At 71.5% G+C, this 26,773-nt stretch carries 23 protein-coding genes; 7 read left to right on the top strand and 16 right to left on the bottom strand.

All coding sequences use genetic code 11. From position 1 onward, the window contains the following. Positions 1 to 19 precede the first annotated feature (19 nt). Together ACIA79_RS18230 and ACIA79_RS18225 are read right to left on the bottom strand one after the other, a co-directional pair. Complete coding sequence (locus ACIA79_RS18230; protein ID WP_399429308.1) at positions 20 to 892, bottom strand: helix-turn-helix domain-containing protein; 873 nt, start codon at positions 890 to 892, stop codon at positions 20 to 22. 292 nt (positions 893 to 1,184) lie between these two features. Beyond that, positions 1,185 to 1,619, bottom strand: coding sequence for an ATP-binding protein (locus tag ACIA79_RS18225; protein ID WP_399429307.1), 435 nt, complete (start codon positions 1,617 to 1,619; stop codon positions 1,185 to 1,187). 156 nt (positions 1,620 to 1,775) lie between these two features. Here ACIA79_RS18225 and ACIA79_RS18220 point away from each other — a divergent pair, with 156 nt between their 5' ends. Next, positions 1,776 to 2,654 carry a helix-turn-helix domain-containing protein gene (locus ACIA79_RS18220; RefSeq protein WP_399429306.1) on the top strand — a complete coding sequence of 293 codons (879 nt, stop codon included), beginning with the start codon at positions 1,776 to 1,778 and terminating at the stop codon, positions 2,652 to 2,654. Further along, complete coding sequence (locus tag ACIA79_RS18215) at positions 2,651 to 2,875, top strand: DUF397 domain-containing protein (protein ID WP_399429305.1); 225 nt, start codon at positions 2,651 to 2,653, stop codon at positions 2,873 to 2,875. Before ACIA79_RS18220 ends, ACIA79_RS18215 begins: the two co-directional genes overlap by 4 nt. Positions 2,876 to 3,014: 139 nt before the next feature. On the opposite strand, the gene ACIA79_RS18210 is transcribed toward ACIA79_RS18215, so the two are convergent. Then, positions 3,015 to 4,118 carry an alkene reductase gene (locus ACIA79_RS18210; protein WP_399429304.1) on the bottom strand — a complete coding sequence of 368 codons (1,104 nt, stop codon included), beginning with the start codon at positions 4,116 to 4,118 and terminating at the stop codon, positions 3,015 to 3,017. A 66-nt stretch (positions 4,119 to 4,184) separates the two neighbouring features. Between ACIA79_RS18210 and ACIA79_RS18205 the strand changes: the two genes are divergently transcribed. After that, positions 4,185 to 4,574 (top strand): MerR family transcriptional regulator, encoded by a 390-nt coding sequence (locus tag ACIA79_RS18205; RefSeq protein ID WP_399429303.1) that lies wholly within the window; start codon positions 4,185 to 4,187, stop codon positions 4,572 to 4,574. Between the two features lie 58 nt (positions 4,575 to 4,632). Here the strand turns inward: ACIA79_RS18205 and ACIA79_RS18200 are convergent, their stop codons facing one another. From ACIA79_RS18200 to metG, 8 genes are all read right to left on the bottom strand, one after another. Further along, the gene (locus tag ACIA79_RS18200) at positions 4,633 to 4,968 is read right to left on the bottom strand and encodes a hypothetical protein (protein WP_399429302.1); all 336 of its coding nucleotides are present in this window, start codon (positions 4,966 to 4,968) and stop codon (positions 4,633 to 4,635) included. Positions 4,969 to 5,063: 95 nt separating this feature from the next. Beyond that, a complete protein-coding gene (locus tag ACIA79_RS18195; protein WP_399429301.1) occupies positions 5,064 to 5,471 on the bottom strand; it encodes an Imm50 family immunity protein in 408 nt (135 codons plus the stop codon). Then, positions 5,458 to 5,961, bottom strand: a complete 504-nt coding sequence (locus ACIA79_RS18190) for an Imm50 family immunity protein (RefSeq protein ID WP_399429300.1) — start codon at positions 5,959 to 5,961, stop codon at positions 5,458 to 5,460. The genes ACIA79_RS18195 and ACIA79_RS18190 overlap by 14 nt, the downstream gene beginning before the upstream one ends. Positions 5,962 to 6,210: 249 nt before the next feature. Beyond that, positions 6,211 to 6,612, bottom strand: coding sequence for a hypothetical protein (locus ACIA79_RS18185; RefSeq protein WP_399429299.1), 402 nt, complete (start codon positions 6,610 to 6,612; stop codon positions 6,211 to 6,213). Positions 6,613 to 6,626: 14 nt separating this feature from the next. After that, positions 6,627 to 11,288: a putative T7SS-secreted protein gene (locus ACIA79_RS18180; RefSeq protein ID WP_399429298.1), complete on the bottom strand. Its 4,662-nt coding sequence runs from the start codon at positions 11,286 to 11,288 to the stop codon at positions 6,627 to 6,629. Continuing rightward, positions 11,289 to 11,933: a hypothetical protein gene (locus ACIA79_RS18175; protein WP_399429297.1), complete on the bottom strand. Its 645-nt coding sequence runs from the start codon at positions 11,931 to 11,933 to the stop codon at positions 11,289 to 11,291. Continuing rightward, complete coding sequence (locus tag ACIA79_RS18170; protein ID WP_399429296.1) at positions 11,930 to 12,385, bottom strand: SseB family protein; 456 nt, start codon at positions 12,383 to 12,385, stop codon at positions 11,930 to 11,932. The genes ACIA79_RS18175 and ACIA79_RS18170 overlap by 4 nt, the downstream gene beginning before the upstream one ends. A gap of 163 nt (positions 12,386 to 12,548) precedes the next feature. After that, a complete protein-coding gene (metG, locus tag ACIA79_RS18165; RefSeq protein WP_399429295.1) occupies positions 12,549 to 14,162 on the bottom strand; it encodes a methionine--tRNA ligase in 1,614 nt (537 codons plus the stop codon). Positions 14,163 to 14,285: 123 nt separating this feature from the next. Between metG and ACIA79_RS18160 the strand changes: the two genes are divergently transcribed. Both ACIA79_RS18160 and ACIA79_RS18155 read left to right on the top strand, forming a co-directional pair. Further along, a complete protein-coding gene (locus ACIA79_RS18160; protein ID WP_399429294.1) occupies positions 14,286 to 14,939 on the top strand; it encodes a response regulator transcription factor in 654 nt (217 codons plus the stop codon). A 47-nt stretch (positions 14,940 to 14,986) separates the two neighbouring features. Beyond that, a complete protein-coding gene (locus ACIA79_RS18155) occupies positions 14,987 to 16,159 on the top strand; it encodes a sensor histidine kinase (protein WP_399429422.1) in 1,173 nt (390 codons plus the stop codon). On the opposite strand, the gene ACIA79_RS18150 is transcribed toward ACIA79_RS18155, so the two are convergent. After that, positions 16,156 to 18,072, bottom strand: a complete 1,917-nt coding sequence (locus ACIA79_RS18150; RefSeq protein WP_399429293.1) for a VWA domain-containing protein — start codon at positions 18,070 to 18,072, stop codon at positions 16,156 to 16,158. The two genes, ACIA79_RS18155 and ACIA79_RS18150, sit on opposite strands and share 4 nt — an antisense overlap. 233 nt (positions 18,073 to 18,305) lie before the next feature. Here ACIA79_RS18150 and ACIA79_RS18145 point away from each other — a divergent pair, with 233 nt between their 5' ends. Further along, the gene (locus tag ACIA79_RS18145) at positions 18,306 to 20,360 is read left to right on the top strand and encodes a PhoX family protein (protein ID WP_399429292.1); all 2,055 of its coding nucleotides are present in this window, start codon (positions 18,306 to 18,308) and stop codon (positions 20,358 to 20,360) included. Positions 20,361 to 20,372: 12 nt separating this feature from the next. On the opposite strand, the gene ACIA79_RS18140 is transcribed toward ACIA79_RS18145, so the two are convergent. The 4 genes from ACIA79_RS18140 to ACIA79_RS18125 form a co-directional block, all read right to left on the bottom strand. Further along, a complete protein-coding gene (locus tag ACIA79_RS18140) occupies positions 20,373 to 21,350 on the bottom strand; it encodes a hypothetical protein (RefSeq protein WP_399429291.1) in 978 nt (325 codons plus the stop codon). Then, positions 21,350 to 22,825 carry an APC family permease gene (locus ACIA79_RS18135; protein ID WP_399429290.1) on the bottom strand — a complete coding sequence of 492 codons (1,476 nt, stop codon included), beginning with the start codon at positions 22,823 to 22,825 and terminating at the stop codon, positions 21,350 to 21,352. The genes ACIA79_RS18140 and ACIA79_RS18135 overlap by 1 nt, the downstream gene beginning before the upstream one ends. Positions 22,826 to 22,968: 143 nt before the next feature. Continuing rightward, positions 22,969 to 24,906: an FUSC family protein gene (locus ACIA79_RS18130; RefSeq protein ID WP_399429421.1), complete on the bottom strand. Its 1,938-nt coding sequence runs from the start codon at positions 24,904 to 24,906 to the stop codon at positions 22,969 to 22,971. Between the two features lie 256 nt (positions 24,907 to 25,162). Further along, positions 25,163 to 26,164 carry an endonuclease/exonuclease/phosphatase family protein gene (locus tag ACIA79_RS18125; RefSeq protein WP_399429289.1) on the bottom strand — a complete coding sequence of 334 codons (1,002 nt, stop codon included), beginning with the start codon at positions 26,162 to 26,164 and terminating at the stop codon, positions 25,163 to 25,165. 176 nt (positions 26,165 to 26,340) lie between these two features. On the opposite strand from ACIA79_RS18125, the gene ACIA79_RS18120 reads away from it, so the two are divergent. Beyond that, positions 26,341 to 26,769, top strand: a complete 429-nt coding sequence (locus ACIA79_RS18120) for a hypothetical protein (protein ID WP_399429288.1) — start codon at positions 26,341 to 26,343, stop codon at positions 26,767 to 26,769. Positions 26,770 to 26,773: the final 4 nt, after the last annotated feature.

Below are 26,773 nucleotides of genomic sequence, written 5' to 3'. Positions count from 1 at the left end.
CCTCGGATCCCGGGCTCTTTCATGCGCGGAGCGACCGCCCTGCGGCGCATGGCCCGCAGGTGCCCGGCTCCGAGCCGCGGAAGGCGCGGTCGCACATGTCGCAGTTCTGCAGCGGATGCCGGGCGGGCGCGGGTGCGTCCGGTGCGCGGAAGGGTGGCAGGGGCGGGAGCTGGGCCGTGAGGCGGTGGGCCAGCAGGGCTGCGGGGCGGTGCAGCGGTTCCGGTGGCAGGCCGGTGGTCAAGGCGTGCTGGACGGCCTCGGGCGTGAGGTCGCGTTCGAGCCACGCGGCGACGCCCGGGACGAGGTGCTCGGCCTCCGTGGCGGAGAGCAGGAGGCGGGGGTCCTCGCGGCGGAGGCCGGAGAGCACCTCCAGGGCGGTCCGCAGGAGGTCGGGCGCCGGGTACGCGGGCTGCGGCACGGCGGGCAGCGCGCGGCGGCGGGCCCGCTCGTCGGTGTTCCGCCGGGGGCGGGGCTTCGGCTCCTCCGTGGCGCCGGTGCGGCCGGGCTGGTTGCAGGAGACCGTCCGGGTGACGATCCTGCCGCCGTCGGTGCGCATGCGGGTCCGGCGCAGATAGCCGTGGGTCTCCAGCTCCCGCAGGGCGCCCGCGATCCGGGTCTTGCCCTCGGGGAAGCGGCCGGCGAGCGTCTCGATGTCGACCTGGGCACCGCTGGGGAGCGACTGGATGTGGACGGCCAGGCCGATCGCGAGGAGCGACAGCTCGGTGTGCTGGGCGAGGTGGTTGCCGATCACCGTGAAGCGGGTGGCGTGGCGGAAGTTGTCGTGGATGACGCCACCGCGGCGCGTGGCCTTGCGGGCTCGCTGGGAGGGGTGGTTTTTCCCGTCGCCACGGGCGGGGGCGTGCGGGCGCACGCTACTGTTCGGGGTATCCATCGGGAAGCTGCTTCTTCCTTGGTGGTCAGGCCCCCGCACTGGGATTCGCACTCCCGGCGGGGGCCGACGTATGTCCGTGGTGATGTGGTGTGTCGCGCTGAGCGTAGATCAAGCAACCCAACCCAAAGCCAGCCAAGTTGGTCTTTTTCACTCGCGTGAGTGAGTGGCTCGCCGAGGGGGAGGAGGGGTGGGGTTTGGTGGGGTTTCTTTCTCTCTCTTCGTTCCTTGGGGAGACCGGCGGCTCCACCGGAGTCCACGTTCCCGGACTCCGGTGACTGAGTGGTTCCCCAGGTCAGGGCCGCGGGAGGTCGAGTTCCGCCCATACGGTCTTCTGCGGGGCGGCGTCGAGCCCGACGCCCCAGCGGTCCGCGAGCGCCTCGACGAGGAGCAGCCCCCGGCCGGAGTCCGCGCAAGGTGACGGCGGCATGCGGCGGGGCAGGGCGTCGGCCCGGGTGTCCGTCACCTCGATCCGCAGGGCGTCCTCGCGGACGAGCAGTACGAGCCGGAAGCTCCGGCCCGCCACGCGGCCGTGCGTGGCGGCGTTGGCCGCGAGCTCCGCGACGAGCTGCGCGGCAGCCTCGGTCACGCCGTTCGGCAGCTCCTCCCTCGTGCGCATCCACTCGACGGCGAGCAGCCGGGCGAGCCGCGCACCACGTGGAGTGGCGGACAACAGGGCCCGGAAGTGAGCGGAGTGGGTGGCGAGTTGAGTGGCGTCGATCTGGTTCACCTCACCGAGGGTGGCTGCCCTCGCCCACCGTGAACAGTGACCGAGCCGTTGCGTAGGGTGACTGTCCGGAGCTTGTCCACTGCTGTCCGGGCTGTCCGAATCCGCCGGTGGGGTAGGGACGTCGCGGCACGGAAGCGCGGACAGAGGGGTGCGGGCATGTCGGTGGACGGCGAGACCGGGGTGCGGCTCAGGAGCGCGGCGGACGAGCCGGGCTGGGAGGTGGACCCGGACGACGACTGGGGCGTGGCCGTCATCACCACGGTGGGGCGGCAGGTGAAGCTGCGGAGGGAAGCGGTGGGGATGCGCGCCGCCGAGTTCGGGGTGGCCGTCGGCTACGGCGAGGACCTCATCTACAAGATCGAGGGCGGGAAGCGTATCCCCCGCCCCGAGTTCCTGGACAAGGCGGACGAGGTCTTGGGCGCGGGTGGTCTGCTCTCGGCCATGAAGGAGGACGTGGCGAAGGTCCGATATCCGAAGAAGGTACGGGAGTTGGCCAAGCTGGAAGCACAGGCGGTGGAACTCCAGCTGTACGACCCGCTCAACATCCACGGGCTGCTGCAGACACCGGAGTACGCACGCGGGCTGCTGCTCATGCGACGGCCGGCGTACTCGCGGGACGAGGTGGAGCGGATGGTGGCCGGTCGTGTCGCCCGCAAGTCCGTCTTCGAGAGGGACCCCGCACCCGAACTCGGCTTCGTCCTGGAGGAGTGGACGCTTCGGCGTCCGCTGGGCGGAAGGACGCTGCTGCGCGCCCAGCTCGGACACCTGCTGGAGGTGGCACGGCTGAGGAACGTCGAGCTTCAGGTGATGCCGATGAACCGAGAAGAGCACGCCGGACTGGCAGGCGGCATCGAGGTGCTGAAATTCGGTGACGGATCGGCCGTCGGACGCTCACCTGCCGTGGCCAACGGCCGACCCGTGACCGAGCGGAAGCCGCTCCATATCCTTGAGTTGCGCTACGGCATCATCCGGGCCCAGGCTCTCACTCCCCGTGAGTCGACAGCCTTCATCGAGCAACTGCTGGGAGAGACATGATCCGCAAGACCTCGGCCGGAGACGCCTCCGGACTGGTGTGGTTCAAGAGCAGCTACAGCAGCAGCAGCGAGGGCGACTCCTGCGTCGAGGTCGCCACCTCCCCGGGCGTGGTCCACATCCGCGACTCCAAGAGTGCCGGCGGGCCCCAGCTCGCGCTCAGCCCGAGCGCGTGGGCGGGCTTCGTGTCGTACGCGTCGGGCCACCCCACCGACTGGTCGTAGCCCACGCGTCGTCTGCACCGGGGCGGGGCGCGTCGTCGTACGCCGTTCCGCTCGCGGCGGCAGGAGCGTCCGAGATTCTCCGTAGTCACCCATGCCGATAGCCCTGGGAGCCCACAATCCCGGGCCTTCGTCGTCATGCTCACGCGGCCATCAGTGTCGGATAGTCGGTGTACCCGTTCTCGCCGCCCGTGTACATCCAGCCCTCGTCCCGCAGCGGGTTGAGCGGTGCGCCGGTCCGCAGCCGCTCGACAAGGTCGGGGTTGGCCATGAAGGCACGGCCGAGCGCGATGAGGTCGGCACCGGCGGCAAGTAGCCGTTCGCCCGCCTGCTTGCCGCCGTCGGCGGGCAGCGGACCACCCCATCCCAGAGCCGGATTGGCGATCAGCGTACCGGTCCACTGCTTGCGGAGCTCCTGCCACAGCGGGTCGTCGGGGTCGGCGAACACGGTGTGCAGATAGCCCAGGCCGGTGTCGGCGAGGGCCTCGATGAGCGCCGGGTAGATCTCCCCGGTCTCACCCTCGTCGATGCCGTTGACGGTGTTCCCGGGGGAGATCCGTACGCCCACCCGCTCCGGGCCGATGGCCGTGGCCACCGCCCGTACCACTTCCACCACGAACCGGATCCGGCCGGTGACCGAGCCGCCGTAGCCATCGGTGCGGTGGTTGGTGTTCCGCGCCATGAACTGGTGCAGAAGGTGCCCGTTGGCGGCGTGCACCTCCACCCCGGCGAAGCCGGCGTCCATGGCGTTGCGGGCGGCAGTGGCGAAGTCGTCCACGGTGGCCCTGATGTCGTCGAGGGCCATTTCCCGGGGCACGACGGCGTCCTTGCGTCCGCTGGGCGTGTGGATGGTTTCCGGGAGCGGGACGGCGGAGGGCGCCACCGGCACCAGACCGCTGTTGTCGGGGTGGCCCACCCGGCCGCCGTGCTGGAGCTGGAGGAACATCCGGCCGCCCGCGGCGCGGACCGCGTCGGTGACCAGCCGCCAGCCGGCCACCTGGGCTCCGTCGTGAATCCCGGGGATGTTGGGGTACGTCTGCCCCACCGCGTTGGGCGTGGTGGCCTCGGCGATGATGAGACCTGCGGAGGCGCGCTGCGCGTAGTACGTGGCCATGAGCGGCTGCGGAACGCCGTCGGCACCGGCGCGGTTGCGGGTCAACGGCGCCATGACGAGCCGGTTGGGCAGGCGCAGGGCACCGAGGCGGGCGGGCTGGAACAGGCGGGACTTCTCCGGTGTGTTCGTCATGCCGGTACCGTAGAAGTTGACATCAGTGTCAGGTTCAAGTCCTCGGAACAATAGGCGAGGTGGGCGATGCGCATCGGTGAACTGGCCCGGCGAACGGGCGTCAGCGAGCGGTCGCTGCGCTACTACGAGACGCAGGGCCTGCTGACCGCCGAGCGCACCCCGGGCGGCCAGCGCATCTACGGCGACTGGGCCGTCGACCGCGTCATCCGCATCCAGGCCCTTTACGCGGCCGGCCTCCACAGCAGGAAGATCGCGCAACTCCTCCCCTGCATGCGCGACACGGACGGCGGCCCCTCCGAGATCGCCACCGCGCGCCTGGTCGCCGATCTCACCGCGGAACGGGACCGCATCGACCGGACGATCACCGACCTGCTCCGTTCCCGGGAAGTCCTGGACGAGGCGATCGCGACGGCGTCGGGTGCGCCCGCCCCCACATCGCCTCTTCCGGCGCGCTAGCACGCCACTTGGCGCTCGCCGGCCGGCAAGGCGGACGACGGCGCGGTGTACCGCGCCCTCACGGCCGGTCTTGGGAAACGACCGGGTACTCGTGCATTACCGAGCGCAAGACGTCCCGCCTGCACAACGTTTCCGCGCCAGCCCCGGTCAGCCTGACCTTGCCGGAGTGGACGGTATCCAGCTGGTCGGCCTGCCTGCCGTACCACTCGCTGGAAGACAGTCGGAGTCTGGCGGTGGTCCTGGGGTGCTGGAACACCATGCCCAGCCGGGCTGTGCCTTCGATGCACCGAACCACACACACGGCGACGTCGTCTGCCGCGCCGGCATGACCTGGGGTCGGGGACTCGATGAATGCGATGCTGAGAGTCGCCCCCTCGTTCAGGTTATCCAGCACGTCAGTGCGCCTCCTCGACGAAGCGGGCGATCTGTTCCGCGGTAAGTTGGTACGTTCCCGCACTCCGGGACGGGGGCGGTGCCAGGTCCTCCCTTTCACTCGCGCGCGGCGAGGTAGGAACGTACCCGGGCGAGAGAGGACGTAGACGCCGAGAATCCCAGATGCGAACCCTCTGCTTCGACGGTAACCCTGACCCTCTCGTCTCCGAGAACACTCAGGGCGACGTGTGCGTCGCGGGCACCGAACGTCCAGCCCTTGACCCTGAGATTGCTCACATCGGTGAACTTCAAGTAGAACTCGACTGTGTTGTACTCCCTGCCCGCCCACTCGGCAGGAGGATTCGACGGAAGGGCGGACGTCTCGAAGCCCAACGTGACCGACGCTTCTCTTTCGTCGATCTGGGCGTAATACAGCTTGCATTCGTTCAGGTTGGGGGGCGTGACATATGCGTCCGTCAGGGCTTCTGTTCCGCCAACGATCCCCGTCCAGTCAGATTCGCCCATAGAAAGTCTTCTCTTCGGTTGCCGGGATGGATTTATAGCGTGCTGCGTCGATTCTCTTGAAAAAGAGATGCCGGGTTTTGTCTGCACCATCGGACGAGATCTTGAAGGCGCTCACATGCCCGACCTGTACGGACTCGTTGCAGGTGAACCCAAGGGCTACGCCGTCTCCCGTCACTCGCACCCGAACCCTCCGCTCCCCTTCCAGGGGCTGTGTCACCAGAGAAGCGGACCGGACGGGCGGCTCCCACCCGGGCATGGAGAGGTCCTCCACAGCGAGGAACTGCAGGTGGCACTGAACGGTGTCGACTTCGGTGCCTTTCCACTCCGGTGGAATCGTCTCCGGGAAACTCGACAGGTCCAATCGCAGGGTGACCGTCGGCCCCCGCCAATCCAGATTGATGGAGCGCAAGCGAAACCACCGGAGGTCCGGGACCTTTCCGTACAGCTGCACGAGGTCTCCGGTATTCACCAGCTGTAGATCATCGGGCATAATAGTAACGCTCTTCCGTCCGGGTATCTCGCCATTACGAGGATCGTCAAGAAATCTCAGAGGAACGTGTACTGGCTGGTACCCGGCTTTTCAAGGCGCTGGTGACCGAAACAGTGGTCCTGGAAGACGGTGAGGTGCTGCCCATGGAAAGTGTGGCGCCCTGCGGGATACCTGCCTCGCTCAACACTGTCGCCTTGGCTCCGTCCAATCGCGGCCGACCACCAGAAGTGAGAGGCCGCCCTCGCACTGTTAGGCGTTCTTGTCGGGGCTCGCTGCGTCGATAGCCGAGAGAATCTTTTCGAGGTCTTCTGCGGTTGTGGCGCAGAAAGTTTGATCAGTGCGTGTGATCGTAGCCACGGCCTCAATGAAGTCGCGCGCGCCAGGACCCGCTTCGTGGAGAAGACGGGTTGGCAGAATCATCCAGTTCCTTTCCGACCTGAAAGTCCATTCCGCATCGGTTGGCGCGACCTGCAAAGCCTGCTCAAATACAGATTTGAGCTCCTCCCGAGGCTCTGCGAAGCGCCACCCGATGAACGCAACTTGAAGGTGTCCGTGGATCGGATGTTGCTCCGTTGGAGATCTGAACCACACCACCTCACCGAAATGGCTCAGAATCTCTTTGGCTCTTTTGTTTCGTGACTTGCTCGACATCTCATCTCCCGAGCTCAGCGACGCCCCGGTGCAGGCATCCTGTAATCTCCATTGTTTCTGATTACTTTTTCCCCCTCATTCGACAGTCTGAGTGCTCTTTCATAGTCGCCGCGAGGTATGGGGGAGTCGCTGAGGGTTGGGTCGTACACATACCGGCCGTCCGTATACACCTCATGGAACATATAATCTTCAAGGACTTCCCCGCCGCGTTCGGGGATCCTGATGTCGTTACCCGAGTAAGTCGTGTAATGAACGATCCGACCTTCGCCGTCAGCCCTGCGGGATATAAAGGAAGCGATGTCCGAACAGTCGATTTCCGGCCCCTTGGGCGCGGCTCGCATTGCTTCCGTCAGTCTGGTGTTTGCTGGGTGTTTTGAGTTGGGGTCGCGGAAATCGTAAGGGCTGCGCGGGCAGGGGGATAGCCCTAGAGGGTCAGCCCACGTATGAGGGTTGTGTGCGTACGTGCTGGGATTCGGAGAGGGCGTGAGGCCGAGCGGGTCTGATGTGAGGTAGCGGGCCGTTTCCGGGTCGTAATGCCGGAAATAATTGTAGTGGAGCCCCGTCTCCGGGTCGTAGTACTGGCCCGGAAAACGAAGTGGTGTGTACGCCGTGCTGGAGGATGCCCAGGCGGTGGTGCCCCACAGTGTGCTGCGGGTGTGCCAAGCAAGGGCCCCTGACTCGTCGATGAGTTCCGTCGGTGTACCGATCAGGTCGGTGACGACGGCGAAGAAGCGCTCGTCGACCGCCTCCTGCGGAGCATCTGCCTTGCGTATGCGCTCCGTCTGGGCCAGGGGGTGCAGGCCGTTGTGGTCCCAGGTGAGCGTGATGGGGTTCGGCAGCGTCTCGGCCTGGCTCGTCTGTTCGCAGAGAGTTGCGCCGGCCCAGGCGAAGGTGACCTGCTCGGCCACGGAGGCACCGTCCGCCGCCAGACGTTGTTTCGCGATGCGGCGGCCCAGCGGGTCGTAGAGGTAGCGCCACACCGTGCCGTTCGGGGTGGTCACGGACACCAGGCGGTCTTCCGCGTCCCACTCGTAGCGCCAGGTGTCCGGTTTTCGGGAGAGGCGGGGCTTCTGGCGCAGGGTGATGCGGCCCTGCGCATCGTGTTCGTACCGGATGGTGCCCGCGCGGGCGATGCGGGTGCCGGTGTAGGCGCGGGTGCCCGTGGCCTCCTGGCTCGGATGGGAGGCGGGCCAGGAGGCATCCGTCTGGTTTCCGGCCTCGTCGTAGGCGTACCGCTCGGTCCAGCCCTCCGCGTGGACGGCGGTGACCCGGCCGGTCACGTCCACGTCGAAGGTGCGGGTGCCGGAGAGCTGGTCCTGAACGCCGGTCAGGTTGCCGTCGGCGCGGTAGGTGTAGGCGCGGCGCTGGACGGTGTGGTCGAGTCCGATGACCGACTGTCCCGTGAGGCGGCCCATCGCGTCGAACTCGTGCGAGAGGGTGACCGCGTCGCCGATGTGCCGGGACAGCTCACGGCCGGCGGCATCGCGCTTGAAGATCAGGGTCCGGCCTGCTGTCACCAGCTTCCCGCGGCGGCCGGCCGCGTCGTGCGTCCATTCGCTGACCGCCCCGGTGGGAGTCGTCCGGCCCGTGCGGCGGCCAAGAGAGTCGTACGTGAACTCCAACCGCGCGCCGTTGACCGTCTCGGACCGCAGGCGTCCGTATTTGTCCCGCAGCCGTGTGAGGGTGGCGTCCGGGCCGGTTGCCATGGCGAGCTCGTCGAAGATGTCGTACTCGAAGGTGGTGACGGCACCCTCGGCGTCCTTGTGAACGACCTGCCCGAGCTGGTTGTGCTCGTACCGCACCGTCTGCCCCAGCCCGTTGGTGCGGGCGGTCAACCGGCCTGCCGCGTCATGCGCGTAGGTCAGGACGCGGCCGTCGAAGTCCGTTTCGGAGGTGAGCCGGCCGGCGGCGTCGTACGCGTAGTCCCACGTGAGGCCCTGCGGGTTGCGGACCTGCGTCAATCGGAGGTTCGGGTCGTGCCGGAACTCGTGGCGCACGCCGTCCGGGCCGGTCCGGGCCGTCAGCAGGTCGAAGTCCGTGTACTCGAAGCGGGTCACCGCGCCCATCGCGTCCGTGTGGGACAGGCAGTTGCCCTCGCCGTCGTACGTCCACGACTGCTCGGTGCCGTCCGGTTCGGTGCGCCGGGTCAGCTTGCCCTCGACGGTCCATTCGAGGCGCGTCACCGAGCCCAGGGGGTCGGTGATGCTGACCGGACGGCCCAAGCCGTCGCGCTCGTAGTGGACGGTCGCGCCGAGCGGGTCGGTGATGGTGACCGGCAGGCCGGCCCGGTCGCACCGCATGACGGTCGAGTGGCCGAGTGCGTCGGTGACCGAGGCGAGGTGCCCGGCGTCGTCGTAGGTGAACCGGGTCGTGGCGCCCGAGACGTCGGTGACCGAGGTGCGGTTGCCCCGCTCGTCGTAGGTCTGGCGTATCACTGTGCCGTCGGTGTTGCGTACGCGCACCGGCAGGCCCAGCTCGTTGTACTCCGCCGACAGCCGGCGGCCGTCAGGTCGCACCACTTCCGTCAGCCGGCCCGTGTCGTCGTACGTGAAGCGGGTGACGTGGCCGAGCGGGTCCGTGCGGGACAGGAGCCGGTTGTACCGGTCGTACTCGGAGCGGACGACCGCGCCGAGGGGGTCGGTCTCGGCGACGATCTGTACCTGTGCGTTGACGAGGTGGCGAGTCGTGTGGCCCAGGCCGTCGGTGACCGTCGTGATGCGAAGACCGCTGTCCGCGTCCGTGTCGTCCCAGGTGAAGCGGGATTCGAGGTGGCCGTTCGAGCCCGACTGGTACACGCAGCGGTGGCGGTCGTCGTAGACGTAGTCGAAGTGGCTTCCGTTGGTGTCCGTCCAGGATGTGATGCGGCCGTGTTCGTCGTAGCCGAAGCACAGGGGCCGGCTTGAGGAGTTGGTGACCTCGGTCAGATGGCCGTCCGTGTAGCCGTAGCGGAGGATCTCCTGGTCGGTGCCGTCGGGGGCGGCGCCCGCGAGGTGGAGGGCGGTGACGCGGCCCTCGGAGGTGGTGAGCCTCAGGTGGTAGCCGCCGTGGTGGACGATCGAGGACGGGGCGCCGGCCTGGTCGTACTCGAAGGTGATCCAGCGGCCGTTGCGGTCGTCCAGCTGGGTCAGCAGGGCAAGGCCGGCGCCCTGTTCGGTGAAGTGCCGGACCAGGCCGGTGTCGGGGTCGGTGACGGTGTACGTGTCCTGGTCGCGGTCCAGGGGCCAGCGGCGGCCGTGGGTGGGCATGACCGGCACCCCGGGCGCGGGGTGCGGGTAGGCCAGGAGGCTGCCGTCCTCGCAGACGAACACGACCCCTTCGGAGTCGATCTCCAGGCGCTGGTCGATGGTGCTCGACCACGTCGGCCCGAACCATCGGCCCGCGCGGTAGGACGACTCGAAGGTACGGGTGAAGACCAGCGGCAGGGATCCCGGGAGGCTGATGTCCGTCTGCGGGAGGACCATCCGGCCCGTCGCCATGTCGACGGGGTCGCCCTTGCACTGCCGGTCGGTGCACTGGCGTGACCTGTCGTGCGGATCCTCACTGTGCCCGGCACGTCCCTTGCGGACACCGTCCGGGGTGTTGTCCGCGCCCTTGCGGGCGAGGGACTTCAGCCCGCCGGCGCCCTTGGTGCCGAATGCTTCCGGGGCCAGCCGGCCCCAGAACTCGCTCGGGTCCTCCTGGAACGCGTCCCACGCGCCCTTCACCGCCCGGTCGGGGTGGGCCGCGCTGGTCACCACCCCGGCCAGGGTCATGCTGACGTTCTCGTAGTACTCGGCCGGGTGCGTGCGGTTGTACCCGTCGAGAGGGTGCAGCGAGCGGACGAAATTGGTCAGGCCGACGGTGCCTTTGACCGCTCCGCCCACGAAGTGCACCGTCTCGATGCCGTTGCCGAGCGCGAAATCCATCAGGCCGAGCTTGGCGCGCTCCACGGCGGACTTCTCGGCCGGTGCATGGGCGAGGGCCGCGGTGACGACCTGGTTGGCCGTCTCGGCGGCCGCGTCGCGCTGACGGCGGGCGTTGTCGAGGATCTCCTGGGCCTGGTCGCGCAGTGCCTGGCCCGGGTCGGTGAAGGGAGCCGGTTCCGGCAGTGGCGCGTCGCTGGTGCGTGCCGTGTTGTAGGCGGCGACCTTTCTGTTGTGTGCGTCGACGGCCTTCCGGGAGGTTTCGTTGCCCTGCTTGAACAGGGCGATCGCTTCCCTGGCCATCCCCTGTGCCGCGGTCACCGCCGCGGCGTACGCGGTGAGCGCTGCCGCCGCGGCCTCGAAGGCGTCCGCCGCGTGCAGCCAGTCGGTGGGCAGGGGCTGGAACTTCTCCCGGAAGGTGTCGGCGGCCTCGCCCTTCCAGTGGGCGGAGTCAAGTCCCTTCAAGCCGGCGCCGACCATGTTGAAGGCCGCGCTGAAGTCGCGCAGGTTCTTCGCACTCGCGGTGATCCTGGACGCCTGGCCGTGGACCAGTTCGCCGGCCTCCTCGCTCTGGCCGAGCTGCTTCTCGCCGACCTCCGCTCCCAGCGCGGCCGCCGCGCTGTCGCCCCAGTCGGTGACCGAGTCGGCGACGCCTTCCGCGCCGACGTAGTCGAGTACCTCCCCCAGGGCATCGGTGCCCTTGTCGACACCCACGCCGACGGCTTTCTCGCCGGCCTCCCAGGCGTCCCCCAGCTTCCCCAGCCAGTCCGTCATCTACTCGCTCCCCCAAGCCGGCCGCTCCGCACGCCCGACCGCGTCCTGGGTGGGGACGAACGTCTCGCGCATGCGCTCGTCCACGGCTTCACGCTGCGCCGGGTCCAGAACGCCGTTGTTCTCCAGCGAGTCCAACGCGGCGTCCTCGAGGTCGTAGCCGGCGTCCTTCCACGTCTGTTCGACGTTCCGGTGCGCCGCCGCCATCGACTCCAGGCTGTAGTCTGCGTTGTCGCCCGTCCTCTGGGACTTGATCTCGTCCCAGTCCTTGGCCTTGACCTCGTCCTCCGTGAGGTGCGGATTGCCGTTCAGGCCGTTGACGGCGATCTTGACCGTGTCCTTGACGTACTGCTCCTGCTCGTGGAAGGCGCCCGCGGACAACCCGAGTCCCGAGGCGAAGCCGTTGCCGCGTTGCATCAGCGCCCGGACACCCCACTCCCAGCGCTCGCAGAACGTCCTGAACCCGGCGGCCAGACCCGCGTGCCCCAGCTCCAGCCCCGACAAGGCCAGCTCCGAGAAGCCGCGACCGGCGGTCGCCTCGCCGATCATGCCGAGGTCCTTCAGCTCCTCGTGCGCCTTGTCGATGCCTGCCGCGATCAGCCGGAAGCCGGCGTGGGACGCCGCGAGGTCAGGATCCGTACCGCTCACTGCTTCCCCCCGAGTTCCACCGCTGCCGCGTCCGGCACGATGCCCTCCACCGGCGGGAACACCACGCCGTCCGCGCTGCCCGCGTCCAGCGCCACACCCGCCGGTACCTCCAGCTTCGGCACCAGCACATCCAGCAGCCGCGCCCCCAGCACCGCCCGGTACTCCCACTCCCGCCCGGCCTCACCACGTGCATGTGCGAACCGTGCCAGCGTCTCCTCGTTCGAGAACGCGCAGATCCACCGGACCCCGCCGTGTTCGGCGGTCCACGGGCCCCCGTACGGATCGACCGGCACCAGCACGGCCGTACGCCGGAACTCGCCCAGCAGGGCGGCGAAATCACCCTGTGCGGACGTGGGAGAGGGTGGATCGGGCGGAATGGGTAGCGTCGGTCCGTCCAGCAGATCCGCCAGCCGCGAGGGCCGGCCGGATGACGACTCGTCCGCTGTGGTCATGTCCCCGTTCATGGTCACGAGGGGGATCATCACACGGTCGGATTTTCGACTGCAATGAGATGTCTCGGAAACGGCTGGATGCAGTACCGCCGCACTGCCGCCCACGACAAGACCGCCGCCCTCCGGAAGAGGGCGGCGGTCGTGGTGGTGGTGCGGGCGGACGTCAGTCCTTCTTCGGGTCCTCCAGGCGCGGGAAGAGCACCGCGCCCTTCGTCACCGTCGCGCCGGCGGGGAGCCGGCCCCAGGTGGGGTCCTGGATCCGCTGGTCGGCCAGGGGGCCGAGGACGGGCTCGGCGCCCAGGGAGTCCCACAGCTTCGCCGAGGTGTCCGGCATGATCGGGTTCAGCAGGACCGCCACCGCGCGCAGGGACTCCGCCGCGGTGTAGAGGATCGTCGCCAGGCGGGCGCGGCCCTCCTCGGACGTGTCCTTGGCGACCTTCCAGGGCTCCTGCTCCGTGATGTAGCCGTTGACCTGCTTCACGAAGTCGAAGATCGCCAGGATGCCGCCCTGGAAGTCCAGCTCCTCGCCGATCTTCCGGTCCGCCTCGGCGACCGCCTTGGCCAGGCCCTCGTGGATCGCCTGCTCGGCCTCACCGGCGGCCGTGGCCTCCGGCAGCGCGCCCTCGAAGTACTTGCCGACCATCGCCGCCACGCGCGAGGCGAGGTTGCCGTAGTCGTTGGCCAGCTCGGAGGTGTAGCGGGCGGTGAAGTCCTCCCACGAGAACGAGCCGTCGCTGCCGAACGCGATCGCCCGCAGGAAGTACCAGCGGTACGCGTCCACGCCGAAGTGCGAGGTCAGGTCCTGCGGCTTGATGCCCGTCAGGTTCGACTTCGACATCTTCTCGCCGCCGACCATCAGCCAGCCGTTCGCCGCGACCTTCCCCGGCACCGGCAGGCCCTGCGCCATCAGCATCGCGGGCCAGATCACCGCGTGGAAGCGCAGGATGTCCTTGCCGACCAGGTGCACGTTCGCCGGGAAGGTCTCGTCGAACTTCGCCTGGTTCGAGCCGTAGCCGACGGCCGTCGCGTAGTTCAGGAGCGCGTCGACCCACACGTAGATGACGTGCTTGTCGTCCCACGGGATCGGGATGCCCCAGTCGAAGGTCGACCGGGAGATGGACAGGTCCTGGAGCCCCTGCTTCACGAAGTTCAGGACCTCGTTGCGGGCCGACTCCGGCTGGATGAAGTCCGGGTTCGCCTCGTAGAACTCCAGCAGCTTCGGGCCGTACTCGCTCAGCTTGAAGAAGTAGTTCTCCTCCTTGAGGATCTCCACCGGCTTCTTGTGGACCGGGCACAGCTTCGTGCCGTCCTCCGCCTCGATGAGATCGCCGGGGAGCTTGTACTCCTCGCAGCCCACGCAGTACGGGCCCTCGTAGCCGCCCTTGTAGATCTCGCCCTTGTCGTACAGGTCCTGCACGAACTCCTGGACGCGGTCCGTGTGCCGCTTCTCGGTGGTGCGGATGAAGTCGTCGTTCGCGATCTCCAGGTGCTCCCAGAGGGGCTTCCACGCCTCCTCGACGAGCTTGTCGCACCACTCCTGCGGAGTGACGCCGTTGGCTTCGGCCGTGCGCATGATCTTCTGACCGTGCTCGTCCGTGCCGGTGAGGTACCACACCTTCTCGCCACGCTGACGGTGCCAGCGCGTGAGCACGTCGCCTGCGACGGTCGTGTAGGCGTGGCCCAGGTGAGGAGCGTCGTTGACGTAGTAAATGGGGGTCGATACGTAGAAAGCCTTCACGCTTTCGTCCCCCTGCTTCTCGGATCCAGTGGCCGCCATGGTCGAAATCCTATCCGCCGCCGCACGCTGTCCTCACCTTCGTACCGAGGGGGGAGACGCCCGTGGACCGCCCGTGGACGCCCGGAGAGATCGGCGAAACGCCGGCCGGGGGAGAGTGGGGGGATGCGCGTATTGGTTGCCGAGGACGAACGGGTCCTCGCCGAGCTCGTCGCCACCGGCCTGCGCCGGGCCGGCTTCGCCGTCGACACCGTCCACAGCGGGGACGCCGCCCTCGCCCACCTCGGGCTGTACGACTACGACGTCGTCGTCCTCGACCGGGACCTGCCCCGCGTGCACGGCGACGAGGTGGCGCGGCGGACGGTCGCCGCGGGCGCCCGCACCCGGATCCTCATGCTCACCGCCGCCGCCGGGACGGAGGACCGGGTCGCGGGCCTGGACCTCGGCGCCGACGACTACCTCGGCAAGCCCTTCGAGTTCCCCGAGCTGGTGTCCCGGGTGCGCGCGCTGCGGCGGCGCAGCGCCCGGCCCCTGCCGCCCGTGCTGGAGCGCCACGGCGTCCGGCTGGACACCGTGCGCCGCACCGCGGAGCGTGACGGGCGGGACCTGGAACTGTCACCGAAGGAGTTCGCGGTGCTGCAGATCCTGCTGGAGGCGGACGGCGCCACGGTGTCGGCCGAGGAACTGCTGGAACGGGCGTGGGACGCGCACGCCGACCCGTTCACCGGGGCGGTACGGGTGTGCATGAGCAAGCTGCGCGCGAAACTGGGCGGGCCGCCCCTCATCCGTACGGTGCAGGGCGTGGGGTACGCGCTGTGAGCCGGGGCGGGACCGGGGCCGGGGGCGGGGGTGGGAGCGGGACCCGGATCGGGCCGGGGGCCGGGGACGAGGGCAGGGCCGGGGCCGGGGGCGGCATCGGGTCGGGGTCCACGATCCGGACCCGTATCGCGCTGGTCTACGGTGCCGCCTTCCTGGTGCTCGGCGGCCTGCTGCTCGGCGTCGTGAACCTCCTCTCCGGCGCCGGGACGCGCGACGAAGCCGCCGCGATCGCCGAGGCCCAGGCCGGCGGCGAGTTCTTCGAGGTGCACCGGCTCACCGACACCGTCAGCCGCGCCGCGTCCGAGCAGCTGATGATCTGGTCCGGCGGAGCCCTGCTCGTCATCGCACTGTGCGCGGTGGCGGTCGGCTGGTGGACCGCCGGGCGGGTGCTCCGGCCGGTCCACGAGATGACGGCCCGGGCGCGGCGGCTGTCCGAGCGCACTCTCCACGAGAGGCTCGCGGTACGCGGCCCCGACGACGAGCTGAAGGAGCTGGGCGACACGATCGACGCGTTGCTGGGGCGGCTGGAGGCGGCGTTCGAGAGCCAGCGGAGGTTCATCGCCAACGCGTCGCACGAACTGCGCACGCCCCTGGCCACGCAGCGCGCCGCGATCCAGGTGGGCCTGGACGACTCCGTCGGCGTGAAGCAGGTGCTGCTCGACAGCAACCGGCGCAGCGAGCGGCTCATCGAGGGCCTGCTGCTCCTCGCGCGCAGCGAGCGGGGGCTGGAGCAGCGGGAGGACGTGCCGCTGGCGGAGGTGGTGGCGGAGGAGTGCGAGGCGTCCGGCGTGACCGCGCGGGTCGCCGGTGGCGGTGGTCGCGGTGGCGCCGGCAGTCGCGGTCGCGGGGATGTCGTCGTCCGGGGCAGCCGGGTCCTGCTCGCGCAGCTGACGCGCAACCTGGTCGCGAACGCGGTCACGTACAACGTGCCGGGCGGCCTCGTGGACGTGGCCGTGCACGGGGACGCGGCCGACGCCGTGCTGACGGTCGCCAACACCGGGCCGCTCGTCGCGGACGCGGACGTACCGGGGCTCTTCGAGCCGTTCCGGCGGGGTGAGGGGCGGGACCGGATGGGGCCGGGGGCGGGCCTCGGCCTGTCCATCGTGCGGTCGGTGGCCGTGGCGCACGGCGGAACGGTGACGGCCGTGGGCCGGGACGGCGGGGGCCTGGTCGTGACGGTACGGCTGCCCGTCGCCGACCAGGCCCCAGTGGCGTCCTAGACGGACCAGTCCGCGAGCAGCGCGCGGAAGAAGGTCGCGTGCGGTACGTCGCGGGGGGCCGGGCCCGCGTGGAAGAAGCCGGCGTTCTCCGCCTGGAGCTTGCGGAGGTAGTCGAACGCCTTCGAGTCCTCCTCGCCGAATGCCACGAACTGCCACTGGATCCGGCCGTTGCGGGCGGCGGCGTCGGCGAGGGCCTGGGTGGCGGCCGTCTTCGACTCCGGGGCGCCGTCCGTCTGGAAGACGACCAGTGCCGGGCGGTCGGACGCGCCCGACTTCTCGTGCAGGTCCAGCACCTCGTTGATCGCCCGGTCGTAGTTGGTCCGGCCCATCCGGCCGAGGCTGCTGTGCAGGGCCTCGATCCTGCCCTCGACGTCGTCCAGGGTGACCTCGCCGGTGCCGTCGATCTCGGTCGAGAAGAACACCACCGGGACGGTCGGGGTCTCGCTCCCGTCGAGGTGCGCGGCGAGCGCGAGCGCCTGCTCGGCGAGGTGCTGGGCGCTGCCGTCCTTGTAGTACGGGCGCATGGACCCGGACCGGTCGAGCACGAGGTACACGGCCGCGCGCGCCCCCGTGAGCCCGCGCTTCTTGAGCACGGCACCGGCAGCCTTGTACGCCTCGACGACCACGCCGCCCTGCGGCGCCCGCGCCTTGACCCGCGCCAGACTGTGCGCCGGCTTGCCCTGCGCGGCGTCATCGGCGGGAGCCGCCTCCTCGGCGGCGGCCGGCTCTTCGGTGGCGATCGGCTCTTCGGCCTTCGGGGCCTCTTCGGCGGGGGCCGGCTCTTCGGCGGCGGTCGGCTCTTCGGCCTCCGGGGCCTGCTCTTCGGCGGGGGCCGCTTCTTCGGCGGCGGTCGGCTCTTCGGCCTCCGGGGCCTGCTCTTCGGCGGGGGCCGCTTCTTCGGCGGCGGTCGGCTCTTCGGCCTTCGGGGCCTCTTCGGCGGGGGCCGGCTCTTCGGTGGCGGTCGGCTCTTCGGCCTTCGGGGCCTCTTCGGCGGGGGCCGCTTCTTCGGTGGCGGTCGGCTCTTCGGCCTTCGGGGCCTCTTCGGCGGTGACCTGCTCTTCCGCGGTCTGCTTCTCGGGGGAGGGTTGTTCTTCGGTGGTGCCCTGTTCCTCGGCGGCGGGTGCTGCCTCTGCGGCTGCCGGTGCCGGTGCAGGTTCCGGTTCCTCGGCCTCTGCCGGCTCTTCGGCCTTCGGGGCCTCTTCGGCGGGGGCCTGCTCCTCGGCGGGGGCCTGCTCTTCGGTGGCGGTCGGCCCTTCGGCGGGGGCGGGTGCCGCCTCTGCCTCTGCCGCGGGCTCCGCCTCCGCCGGCTCTTCGGCCTTCGGGGCCTCGGCGGGCGCCTCCACCTCGGCAGCGGTGGGCTCGGCGTCGGCCGGCGCCTCGGGCTCCGGGGCTTCGACCGGGGGAGCTTCCGCCGCGGCGGGCTCGTCCGCCTGCGGGGCCTCCTCCGCGGCGGCGGGTGTCTCCGCGGCGATGGGCTTCTCGGGCTCCGGCTCCTCCGCGGGCGCCTCGGCCTCCGGCTCCTCCGCGGCAGCGGCCGCCCCGGCCTGCGGGGCCTCCTCCGCGGCAGCGGGCTCCTCCGCGGCAGCGGGCTCCGCGGCGGGCGTCTCCGCAGGGGCAGCCGCCTCCGGCTCCGCCGGCTTCTCCGGTGCCGTGGTGGCCGGCTGGGCCGGGTCCTGGGCGGAGGCGTCGCGGGCCGCGGGGACCGTGGTGCGGCGCGGGCGGGGGGCGTCGAACGCGGCGGCCACCAGGTCCGCGGCCGCCTGTTCCGCCGGGGAAGCGGGTGTCGGGGACGGGACCGTCACCGAGGGCACCGCCCGCTCCGTCTGGGGCGGGACGGAGGGGGTGGCCGCCGACTCGTTTCGCTCCGCACGGTCGCGTCCAAACACCTTGCGCAGCAAGCTCCGAATGCCCATGGGCGAGGCCTTTCGCATGTTGGGTGCCGTGTATGTCCGTACTGCGGGAATCATCCCCGGCCAGGGCGGACACGTAAGGTTAGCCGCCCCGTGTGGCGCCGAAAGGCAAGGGGCGATCGCGTCAACCCCGCCCCGGACGACCCGCATTCATGCACCGTTCACCTATTCGCCGCCGGTCTGCTCATATGCGCACCTAACGTCCTCGCCGTACCACATTCCACCAGGAGGACGACGTGCGCAGACTGCTGCCGCTGCTGAGCCCCAACTCGCACGGGGGCGGCCGGTCCGCCCTCACCTGCCGCTACCGCTGCGGCGACGCCTGCTTCCACGAGGTGCCCAACACCAGCGACAACGAGTACGTCGGCGACGTCATAGCCGGGGCGCTGTCGCGCCGTTCCGTGATGCGTACCGCCGCCGCCGTGACCGTCGCCGCGGCCGCCGGGACGGCCGTCGCCCTGCAGGGCGGGCAGCAGGCGGTCGCCGCCGAGCCCCGCGCCGCCGGCCGCACCAGCGGCCGCACCGGCGGCGCGCGGGGGCTGCGCTTCGCCCCCGTCGCGCCCAACAGGGACGACAAGGTCACCGTGCCCGACGGTTACGCGCAGAACGTCGTCATCCGCTGGGGCGAGCCCATCCTGCGCGGTGCGCCGGCCTTCGACGCGGACCGGCAGACCGCGAAGGCGCAGGCGGGCCAGTTCGGCTACAACAACGACTTCCTGAGCCTGCTGCCGCTCCGCGGCGAGTACGGTCGCCAGGTGCTCGTCGCCAACCACGAGTACACGGACGAAAACCTGATGTTCAAGGGGTACGACCCCGAGAACCCGACCCGCGAGCAGGTCGAGATCGCCTGGGCCGCGCACGGCCTGTCCGTGGTCGTCGTGCAGGAGGAGCACCGCTCCGGCAGGCTGACGCCGGTCACGCGGCACCCGCTCAACCGCCGCCTCACCGCCACCAGCGCGTTCGAGCTCACCGGTCCGGCCGCGGGCAGCGACCTGCTCAGGACCAGCGCCGACCCGGCCGGCCGCACGGTCCACGGCACCCTCAACAACTGCGCCGGCGGCACCACCCCGTGGGGCACCACGCTGCACGGCGAGGAGAACTTCAACCAGTACTTCGCCAACGGCTCGTCCGCCACCGACAAGCGGTACGGGATCGGCTCCGGCGCCACCGAGCGCAAGTGGGAGCGGTTCGACAAGCGCTTCGACGTCCGGCAGGAGCCCAACGAGCCGCACCGCTTCGGCTGGGTGGTCGAGCTCGACCCGTACGACCCGGAGTCCACGCCCCGCAAGCGCACCGCGCTCGGCCGCTTCAAGCACGAGGCCGCCCAGCCGCGCCTGACCGCCGACGGCCGGCCGGTCGTCTACATGGGCGACGACGAGCGGTTCGACTACTTCTACAAGTTCGTCTCGTCGAAGCGGATGATGAAGGGCAGCTCCCGGCGGGCCCGCGAGCACAACCTGACGCTGCTCGACGAAGGGACGCTGTACGTCGCCAAGCTGACCGGCGACAGCCCGCAGGACATCGACGGCACCGGCAAGCTCCCGAACGACGGCGAGTTCGACGGCTCCGGCGTGTGGATCCCGCTCGCCACCGGCGACGTCAGCCACGTCCCCGGCATGACGGCCGACGAGGTGTACGTCTTCACGCGCCTGGCCGGCGACAAGGTCGGCGCCACCAAGATGGACCGCCCGGAGGACGTCGAGCCGTCCCCGCGCACCGGCCGCGTGTACGTCGCGCTGACCAACAACTCCAACCGCGGCAAGCCGGGCCAGCCCGGCGCCGACGAGGCCAACCCGCGCAGCCTCAACAAGCACGGACAGATCCTGGAACTGGCCGAGCACTGGGACGACCCGGCCTCGGACGGGTTCGCGTGGCGGCTGTTCCTCGTCGCGGGCGACCCGGACGACCCGGCCACCTACTTCGCGGGCTACCCGAAGGATGCCGTCAGCCCCATCTCCTGCCCGGACAACGTCGCCTTCGACCCGTACGGCAACCTGTGGATCTCCACCGACGGCAACCAGCTCGGCTCGCACGACGGCCTGTTCGCCGTCGCCACCCAGGGCGAGCGGCGCGGTGAGCTCAAGCAGTTCCTGACCGTGCCGGCCGGCGCCGAGACCTGTGGGCCGATCATCCAGGAGCGGCGCGTCGTCGTCGCCGTGCAGCACCCGGGCGAGGTCGACGGCGCGTCCGTCGAGAAGCCCGCCTCGGTGTGGCCCGACGGCCCGGGCAGGATCGTCCGCCCGGCGGTCGTCGCCGTGTACCGCAAGGACGGCCGGAACATCGGCGTCTGAATCACGGGGGAGTCATGAGGTGGCGCGGGCCGTCCCCCCGCGCCACCTCGTGTACTGCTCCGCCGGGTCACCGGTGTACGCCCACGGGACCCACGCCGCCCGCGCCCCCAGCAGCCCGAACAGCTCGCCGTACACCTCGGGCAGACCGGCGTGGACGGCCGCGTGCGTCAGGTAGTTGAACGGCTCGACCTCCTCCGGCCGCACCGGTCCGGGCTGCCGCCCGCCGATCCACCGCTCGCGCGTGCGGCGCACCTCGGTGACCGCCAGCTCGTGCTTCCAGTGCTGGTCGAAGCCGCGCACCGGACCGCGGCCCTGGGCGCCCTCGGCGATGTACCGGAACTCCTCCACCCGCGCGACCTGCACCAGCACCGGCAGGGGCGAGCCGGGGGGCGCCGCGCCCGCCACGTCCCGCGCGAGGTCGTACATCGCGCCGTGCGTGCCGTGCCACCGCGCCGACCAGTAGCGCAGCAACTGGATGTGGCCCTCCAGGTTGTACGGGTCGCGCGCTCGCAACTCGTCCCACCAGCCCCGCAGCCGGCGGCGCCCGACGCCTCCCTCGTACAGCCGCGCCACCGTCAGCAGCGACACCCACGGCATGGGGTCGGCGGGCCGCGCGTCGGCGGCCGTCAGGCAGGCCATGACCGTGGCGTCGAGCCGCGCCCGGTCCACCGCGGCACCGCGGCCCGCCGCGATCGCCACGGTGAAGAGCCGCACCACCTCGGTGGCGGCCCGCAGCACCGCCGCGTCCGGGTGGTCCGGCTCGGCAGCCCGCCACGCCTCGGCCACGCCGCTGCCGGCCGCGGCGTGGGCCAGCAGCCGCAGCCGCTGCGTCCGCCGCGGCCAGTCCTCGCCCGTCGCCGCCAGCAGGTCCCGCACGCCCTGCCAGCGGCCGATAACGATGTCGTGCCGGGCGTCCGTCAGCGCCCGGTCGCCGAAGTCCGGGTCGAAGTCCGGCCGGAACCTGGCCGGGCGGCGGCGCGCGGCCCCCATCAGAAGTCCGTCGCCAGCGGCTCGCCCGCGGCGCCGCCGCGCCGCTGCCCCGGCACGGCGTACGGGTCGGCCGCCGCCAGCGCCCGCGCCGCGTCCAGCCGGGCCGGACGGTAGTACGCGCTGCCCCTGCGCCAGTACCAGAGCATCGGGACGAGCCCGGCGCCCAGTCCGCCGAGCCCGACGGCGACCGACGCGCCGCTCAGTTCGCCCAGCGACTCGAAGAAGATCCAGAACATGAACGCCGCGCCCAGCACCGGCCACACCCCGCCGAGCAGGAACTCCCGCACCGAGCCGAGCAGCACCCCCCGGTACGCCACCACCGCCGCGACCCCCGCCAGCCCGTAGTAGAAGGCGATCTGCAGGCCCATCGCGTGGACCGCCGCGCGCAGGATGTCGCCCACGGACCCGAGCGCCGTCGCCGCCGCGAACAGGGCCAGCGCCACCGCGCCGACCACCGCGATCGCCACCCACGGCGTGTTCCAGCGGCGGTGCACCGTGCCGAGCGCGGCGGGCATCGTACGGTCGCGGCCCATCGCGAACAGCGACCGGGTGACCTGGATCAGCGTGGTCTCCAGGGTCGCGACGGTGGACAGCAGCACCGCCAGCACCAGCAGCTTGCCGCCGCCGCCCGGCCAGATCGCGTCACCGAGCAGGGCGAGCACGTTCGCGCCGCCCGAGGCGGCCTCGCCGGCGCCGAGGATGACGTTGACGGAGATCGTGAACGCCTCGAAGAGGAGGAAGACCACGCCGAGGCCGACGAGGGCCGCGAACCCCGCGGTGCGCCGGCTGTCGCGGGTCTCCTCGCTGAGGTTGCTGGTGACGTCCCAGCCCCAGTAGTAGAACGCGGCGATCAGCGCGCCGGACGCGAACCCGGACACGCCGTCGAAGTGCCCGAGGCCCAGCCACGACCAGTCGAAGGCGGCCGCGGCGCCCCGGTGCAGCAGCGCACCGGCCAGGAACAGCAGCAGGATCAGCAGTTCCACGGCGGTCAGCAGGAGCTGCGCCCGTACGGTGAGCCGGGCGCCGCCCAGCACCACCAGCAGCATCAGCAGGAACCAGCCCGCGCCGACGGCGGTGGCCGGGCCGGTGGCGGCGGCGAGCGCCGGGTCGAACAGCGCGAGCGTCAGCTGGCCGGCGGGCAGCGAGCCGGCCACCATGAACAGGGTGGCGGCGACCACCAGCGCCCAGCCGCACAGGAAGCCCAGGAACGGGTGGAGCGTACGGCCCACCCAGGAGTAGCCGGCGCCCGCGCTGACGTCGATCCGGCCCAGGCGGCCGAAGGCCAGCACGATGCCGAGCATCGGGACCGCGCAGTACAGCAGCGCCGCGGGCGCGGCGTGGCCGACCGCGCCGACGAGTACGGCGGTGGTGGCGGCCAGCGAATACGCGGGGGCGCTCCCGGCCACGGCCATCACGATGGTGTCGCCCGTGCCGAGGACATTGGGCTGGAGCCCCCGGGGAGTGCTGCTGCGCATGGCGAATGTCCTTGGATGGCACGTCATGTGGCGGTGGATCAGGAGCGGGTCTGCACGCGTGGATCGTGCGCATCGTAGTCGGGCGGGGGGAGAAGGGTGAGGGCGCCCGGAGGGCTCTCCTCCGGCGCCGTGCTCCGCGCAGCTCAGGGCTGTGGGGAGGCGATCGCGCGGGCCGCCCGCACCTCCTGGCGCAGGGGTGCGAGGACCCCTTCGTCGTCGCCCTCCAGCTCCGCCCGCACCTCCACCAGGACGTGGCTCGTGCGCAGTCCGGCGGCCAGCTCGCGCAGCTGCCCCTCGATGTCGGAGACCTCGACCGGGGCGGGCGGCGCCGCGCCGTGGTCGACGCGGACCCGGGCCGCCGTCGTGGCGTCCACGATCCGCTCCACGGCCACCACCAGGGGCCACCAGGCGGCGGCGCGGGTGTTGGTGGGCGGTGGTTCGGTCAGTGCGCGCTGGAACTCCGTGCGGACCGTCGACAGGTCCCGGTACAGGCGGCGGCGGGCCCGCAGCCGTGCGGACCGGTCGTGGCCGGCGTCCGGGCCGAAGGCGCGGACCACGTAGCGCGCGGTGTCGGCGACCGTGTCCGCGAGGCGGTCGCCGATCCGGGTGTGCCAGCTCTCCGGCCACAGCAGGTAGCCCGCGAGGAGGGTGATGGCGCAGCCGAGGAGGGAGTCGTACAGGCGCGGCAGGACGAGGCCGAAGCCCTCCCGGTTCAGCCAGTCGGACAGGAGCAGGATCACGGGCGTGATGGCAGCCGTCTGGAAGGCGTAGCCCTTCGCGGAGAACGCCGGGATCAGCGCGGCCAGCACCACCATCACCGGCACGTCCCACCAGCCGCGCGGCACCTCGGCGAGGACGACGGCCGCGATCGCCAGGCCGCCGGCGGTGCCGAGCGCGCGCAGCACCGCGCGGGAGAAGACCGACCCGAAGTCGGGCTTCAGGACGAAGGTGACGGTCAGGGCCACCCAGTACGAGCGCGGCACGGCGATCAGCGAGACGAGGGACTGGGCGGTCCCGATGCACAGCGCGAGGCGCAGGCCGTACCGCCACGACGCCCCGGACAGCAGCACGTTGCGGGTGGTGCGGCGGATCCGGACGCCCAGCGCGGCGGGTCGGCCGAGCCGGTCGTCGACGTTGTACGGGTCGGGCTCCGCGCTGCTGACGACGGTCGCGGCGTGGCGCAGGGCGTGGTCGACCGCCCGCTCGGAGGGGCCGGCCGGGTGGGGCAGTCCGGCCGGCACCGTCGCGGTGGCCCCGTCCGTCGCTGCGGCCCTGTTCGTATCGGTGGTCGCGTCCGTCTCGATGGCCGTGGCGAGCTCCCGCACCGCCGCCGGGACCGCGGCGGGGAGCGGGCGGCCGCGCTGGTGCGCCGCGGGCGCCGCCTCGACGATCGGGATCACCGCGTTGAGCTGCGCGAGCTGGCGCACGAGCGTCGGGTTGCGGCCGTGGTCGCGGGCGCGGCGGGCCAGCACCAGGTCGTAGGCGGTGTTCAGGGACCGGGTGACCGCGGGGCGCAGCTCGTCGTACGCCGGTGTGCCCGCCGCGGCGAGCAGGTCGGCGACCGCGCGGTAGGTGGCGGCGACGGCCCGGCGCTCGGGCACGCCGCCGCGCAGCGGCCACCCGAGGAGGGTGAGCGCGAGGACCACCGCCCCGCCGAGCATCAGCAGCAGCGGCGCCGTCCACCACGGACTGGGCATCGGCAGGCCCGCGCCGACGACCGCGTTGAGGAGGAGCAGCAGCCCGGACACGGACGCCACGGCACCGATCGAGGAGATCATGCCGGAGGCGAGCGCGATCAGGGTGAGCACCGCGACGGCGAGCAGGCCCTTGCCATGGACCAGCGTGCCCAGGGTCACGCCCAGGGCACCGAAGAGCTGCGGAACGGCGATGTTGAAGACGCGCATCCGGTAGGCGTCGGCGGTGTCGCCGATCACGCCGGAGAGCGCGCCCATGGACACCAGGGCCCCGTACAGGGGCCGCCCGACCGCGATGCCGACCGCGAGGGGCGCGGCGAGCGCCACCGCGGCGCGGGCGACGGCCGCCCACGGGACGGGCGCGGACTCGGGCCGCAGGCCGCGCATCAGCCACTCGGGCGGCGCGAGCCGTACGGTGCCGGGCCGGGTCGTGCCGGGCCCTACGGTGCCGGGCGGCCGTACGGTGCCGGGCGCGCCCGCCGTGTCACCGGCCGGGGGTTCGGTGGACCGCGTCACCGACGGATCCCGTGCCGGTGGGTGGGGTGCCGGTGGGTGGGGTGCCGGCGGATCAGGTGCCGGGGGTTCTTGTGCCATGGGGTGCGATGCCGTGGTGTCCGTTGCCCATGCCCTCCACCTTCCCGGATCAGCGGCGGGCGTGCAGGTCGAGGTCGGCGAGCAGGGCGCGGTGGTCCGTGCCCGGCACGTCGAGGAAGCGGGCGCCGCGCACCGAGAGGTCGTCCCCGCCGACCAGCACGTGGTCGATCTGCGCGTACGGCGGCAGGAGCCCGGCCCCCTGCGGCCACGAGGGGGTGCGGAAGGCCCCGGCGAGGCGGGCGGCGTCGTGCAGGGCGCCCGCGTCGAGGACGGCGCGGAAGGCGGCGTGGTCCTGGGTGGCGTTGAAGTCCCCGGCGACCAGGAGCGGTCCGCCGCGCGCGTGCCGGGCGGCGTCGTCGCGCAGCAGCCCCAGCTCCCGCTTCCAGACGGCGACCTGCCCGGGCAGCGGAGGCATCGGGTGCGCCAGCCGCAGCCGCACCTCGCGGCCGGCGATCCGCGCGGTGGCGCCGGGCATGCCCATCAGCGAGGGCAGGGCGGGCCCGGGCGTGAGCGGGTGGACGCTGAGGATCACGGACCCGGTGGAGCCCTCACCCGCCACCTGCGCGCGGTGCGGGTACGCCGTGCCCAGGGTCCGGACGCAGGCCGGGTCGCACTCCGTGACGAAGACGAGGTCGGGCCGTTCGCGGCGGATCACCCGCAGCAACTCCCGCGTCGCACCGCCGAACTCGACGTTCGCGGCGAGGACGCGCAGTGGCGCCGCGACCGGGCGGCCGTCGGCAGGGGTCGACTCGGGTCCGTGCGGCCGGCTGTACCAGGCGGTGACGGCGAGCAGGACGGCCGCCCAGCCGGCCAGGACCCGGCAGCGGGCGGCGAGCGCCACGAGGAGGCAGACCGCCGTGGGCACGGCGAGCCAGGGGAGGAAGGACAGGAGCTGCGGCACGGGCGTGACGGCGTCGCTCCCGACCACGCGGCACCCCACGACAGCGGTGATGCCGGCGAGCACCGCGCCGGCGAGCACCACGCCGACGGGCCGGGCACCGGCGGGACGGGCACCGGCGGGACGGGCGGCGGCGGGACGGGGGCGGAGCACCCGGGAATTCTGGCACGCCCCCCTCCCGCGCGGCCGCCGGCTGATCCACTTGCCGGACCGCGGTGCCGGGTGTGCGCTGAGGTGAGGGTGAGGTGACGGGGAGGGCACGCGCGGGGCCGAGCGGAGTCGGGCGTGGTCGATGGGGACGAGGGGGTACGAGCGGGAAGGAGCTCGCCATGTCCGCACACGCCACGCTGCCGGGCCGGCACCGCCGTTCGGTGGAAGGCGCCCCGGGCGCCGCGGGCGGCACGCGCAACCGCGGCCGCGGCCGCGCCGGCTGGATCGTGCCGCTCGTCCTCGCGGTGCTCTACGGCTTCTACGCGCAGAACATCGAGCGCGGAGGCGCCGTGATCACCGTGGGGCAGGCGATGCTCGGTGTCGTGAGCGGCGTGGTGTTCGGCGTCCTGTGCCACCTCCTGTGGCGCTACCGCGGCCGGCTGCCCCGCGAACTGCGGGCGGTGGCCTTCGGCTCGCTGGCGGGCCTCGCCGTCGGCTGGCTCTACGGCCTGAGCGGCAACAGCGTCCTCACGGTGGCGGTGGTGTCCCTGATCGTCGGCGCGGGGGTCGCGTGCGCGGCGTTCTACGTGTTCTACACGCACGAATAGCGGC

This window comes from Streptomyces sp. NPDC051310 (assembly GCF_044455245.1).
Classification (GTDB): domain Bacteria; phylum Actinomycetota; class Actinomycetes; order Streptomycetales; family Streptomycetaceae; genus Streptomyces.
This window is presented reverse-complemented; position numbering and strand designations above follow the sequence as displayed.

Coding starts and splice junctions, on each gene's coding strand:
- ACIA79_RS18230 (WP_399429308.1), bottom strand. CDS start 892: ATGGATACCCCGAACAGTAGCGTGCGCCCGCACGCCCCCGCCCGTGGC.
- ACIA79_RS18220 (WP_399429306.1), top strand. CDS start 1,776: ATGTCGGTGGACGGCGAGACCGGGGTGCGGCTCAGGAGCGCGGCGGAC.
- ACIA79_RS18215 (WP_399429305.1), top strand. CDS start 2,651: ATGATCCGCAAGACCTCGGCCGGAGACGCCTCCGGACTGGTGTGGTTC.
- ACIA79_RS18210 (WP_399429304.1), bottom strand. CDS start 4,118: ATGACGAACACACCGGAGAAGTCCCGCCTGTTCCAGCCCGCCCGCCTC.
- ACIA79_RS18205 (WP_399429303.1), top strand. CDS start 4,185: ATGCGCATCGGTGAACTGGCCCGGCGAACGGGCGTCAGCGAGCGGTCG.
- ACIA79_RS18195 (WP_399429301.1), bottom strand. CDS start 5,471: ATGGGCGAATCTGACTGGACGGGGATCGTTGGCGGAACAGAAGCCCTG.
- ACIA79_RS18190 (WP_399429300.1), bottom strand. CDS start 5,961: ATGCCCGATGATCTACAGCTGGTGAATACCGGAGACCTCGTGCAGCTG.
- ACIA79_RS18185 (WP_399429299.1), bottom strand. CDS start 6,612: ATGTCGAGCAAGTCACGAAACAAAAGAGCCAAAGAGATTCTGAGCCAT.
- ACIA79_RS18180 (WP_399429298.1), bottom strand. CDS start 11,288: ATGACGGACTGGCTGGGGAAGCTGGGGGACGCCTGGGAGGCCGGCGAG.
- ACIA79_RS18170 (WP_399429296.1), bottom strand. CDS start 12,385: ATGACCACAGCGGACGAGTCGTCATCCGGCCGGCCCTCGCGGCTGGCG.
- metG (WP_399429295.1), bottom strand. CDS start 14,162: ATGGCGGCCACTGGATCCGAGAAGCAGGGGGACGAAAGCGTGAAGGCT.
- ACIA79_RS18160 (WP_399429294.1), top strand. CDS start 14,286: ATGCGCGTATTGGTTGCCGAGGACGAACGGGTCCTCGCCGAGCTCGTC.
- ACIA79_RS18150 (WP_399429293.1), bottom strand. CDS start 18,072: ATGGGCATTCGGAGCTTGCTGCGCAAGGTGTTTGGACGCGACCGTGCG.
- ACIA79_RS18140 (WP_399429291.1), bottom strand. CDS start 21,350: ATGGGGGCCGCGCGCCGCCGCCCGGCCAGGTTCCGGCCGGACTTCGAC.
- ACIA79_RS18135 (WP_399429290.1), bottom strand. CDS start 22,825: ATGCGCAGCAGCACTCCCCGGGGGCTCCAGCCCAATGTCCTCGGCACG.
- ACIA79_RS18130 (WP_399429421.1), bottom strand. CDS start 24,906: ATGCGCGGCCTGCGGCCCGAGTCCGCGCCCGTCCCGTGGGCGGCCGTC.
- ACIA79_RS18120 (WP_399429288.1), top strand. CDS start 26,341: ATGTCCGCACACGCCACGCTGCCGGGCCGGCACCGCCGTTCGGTGGAA.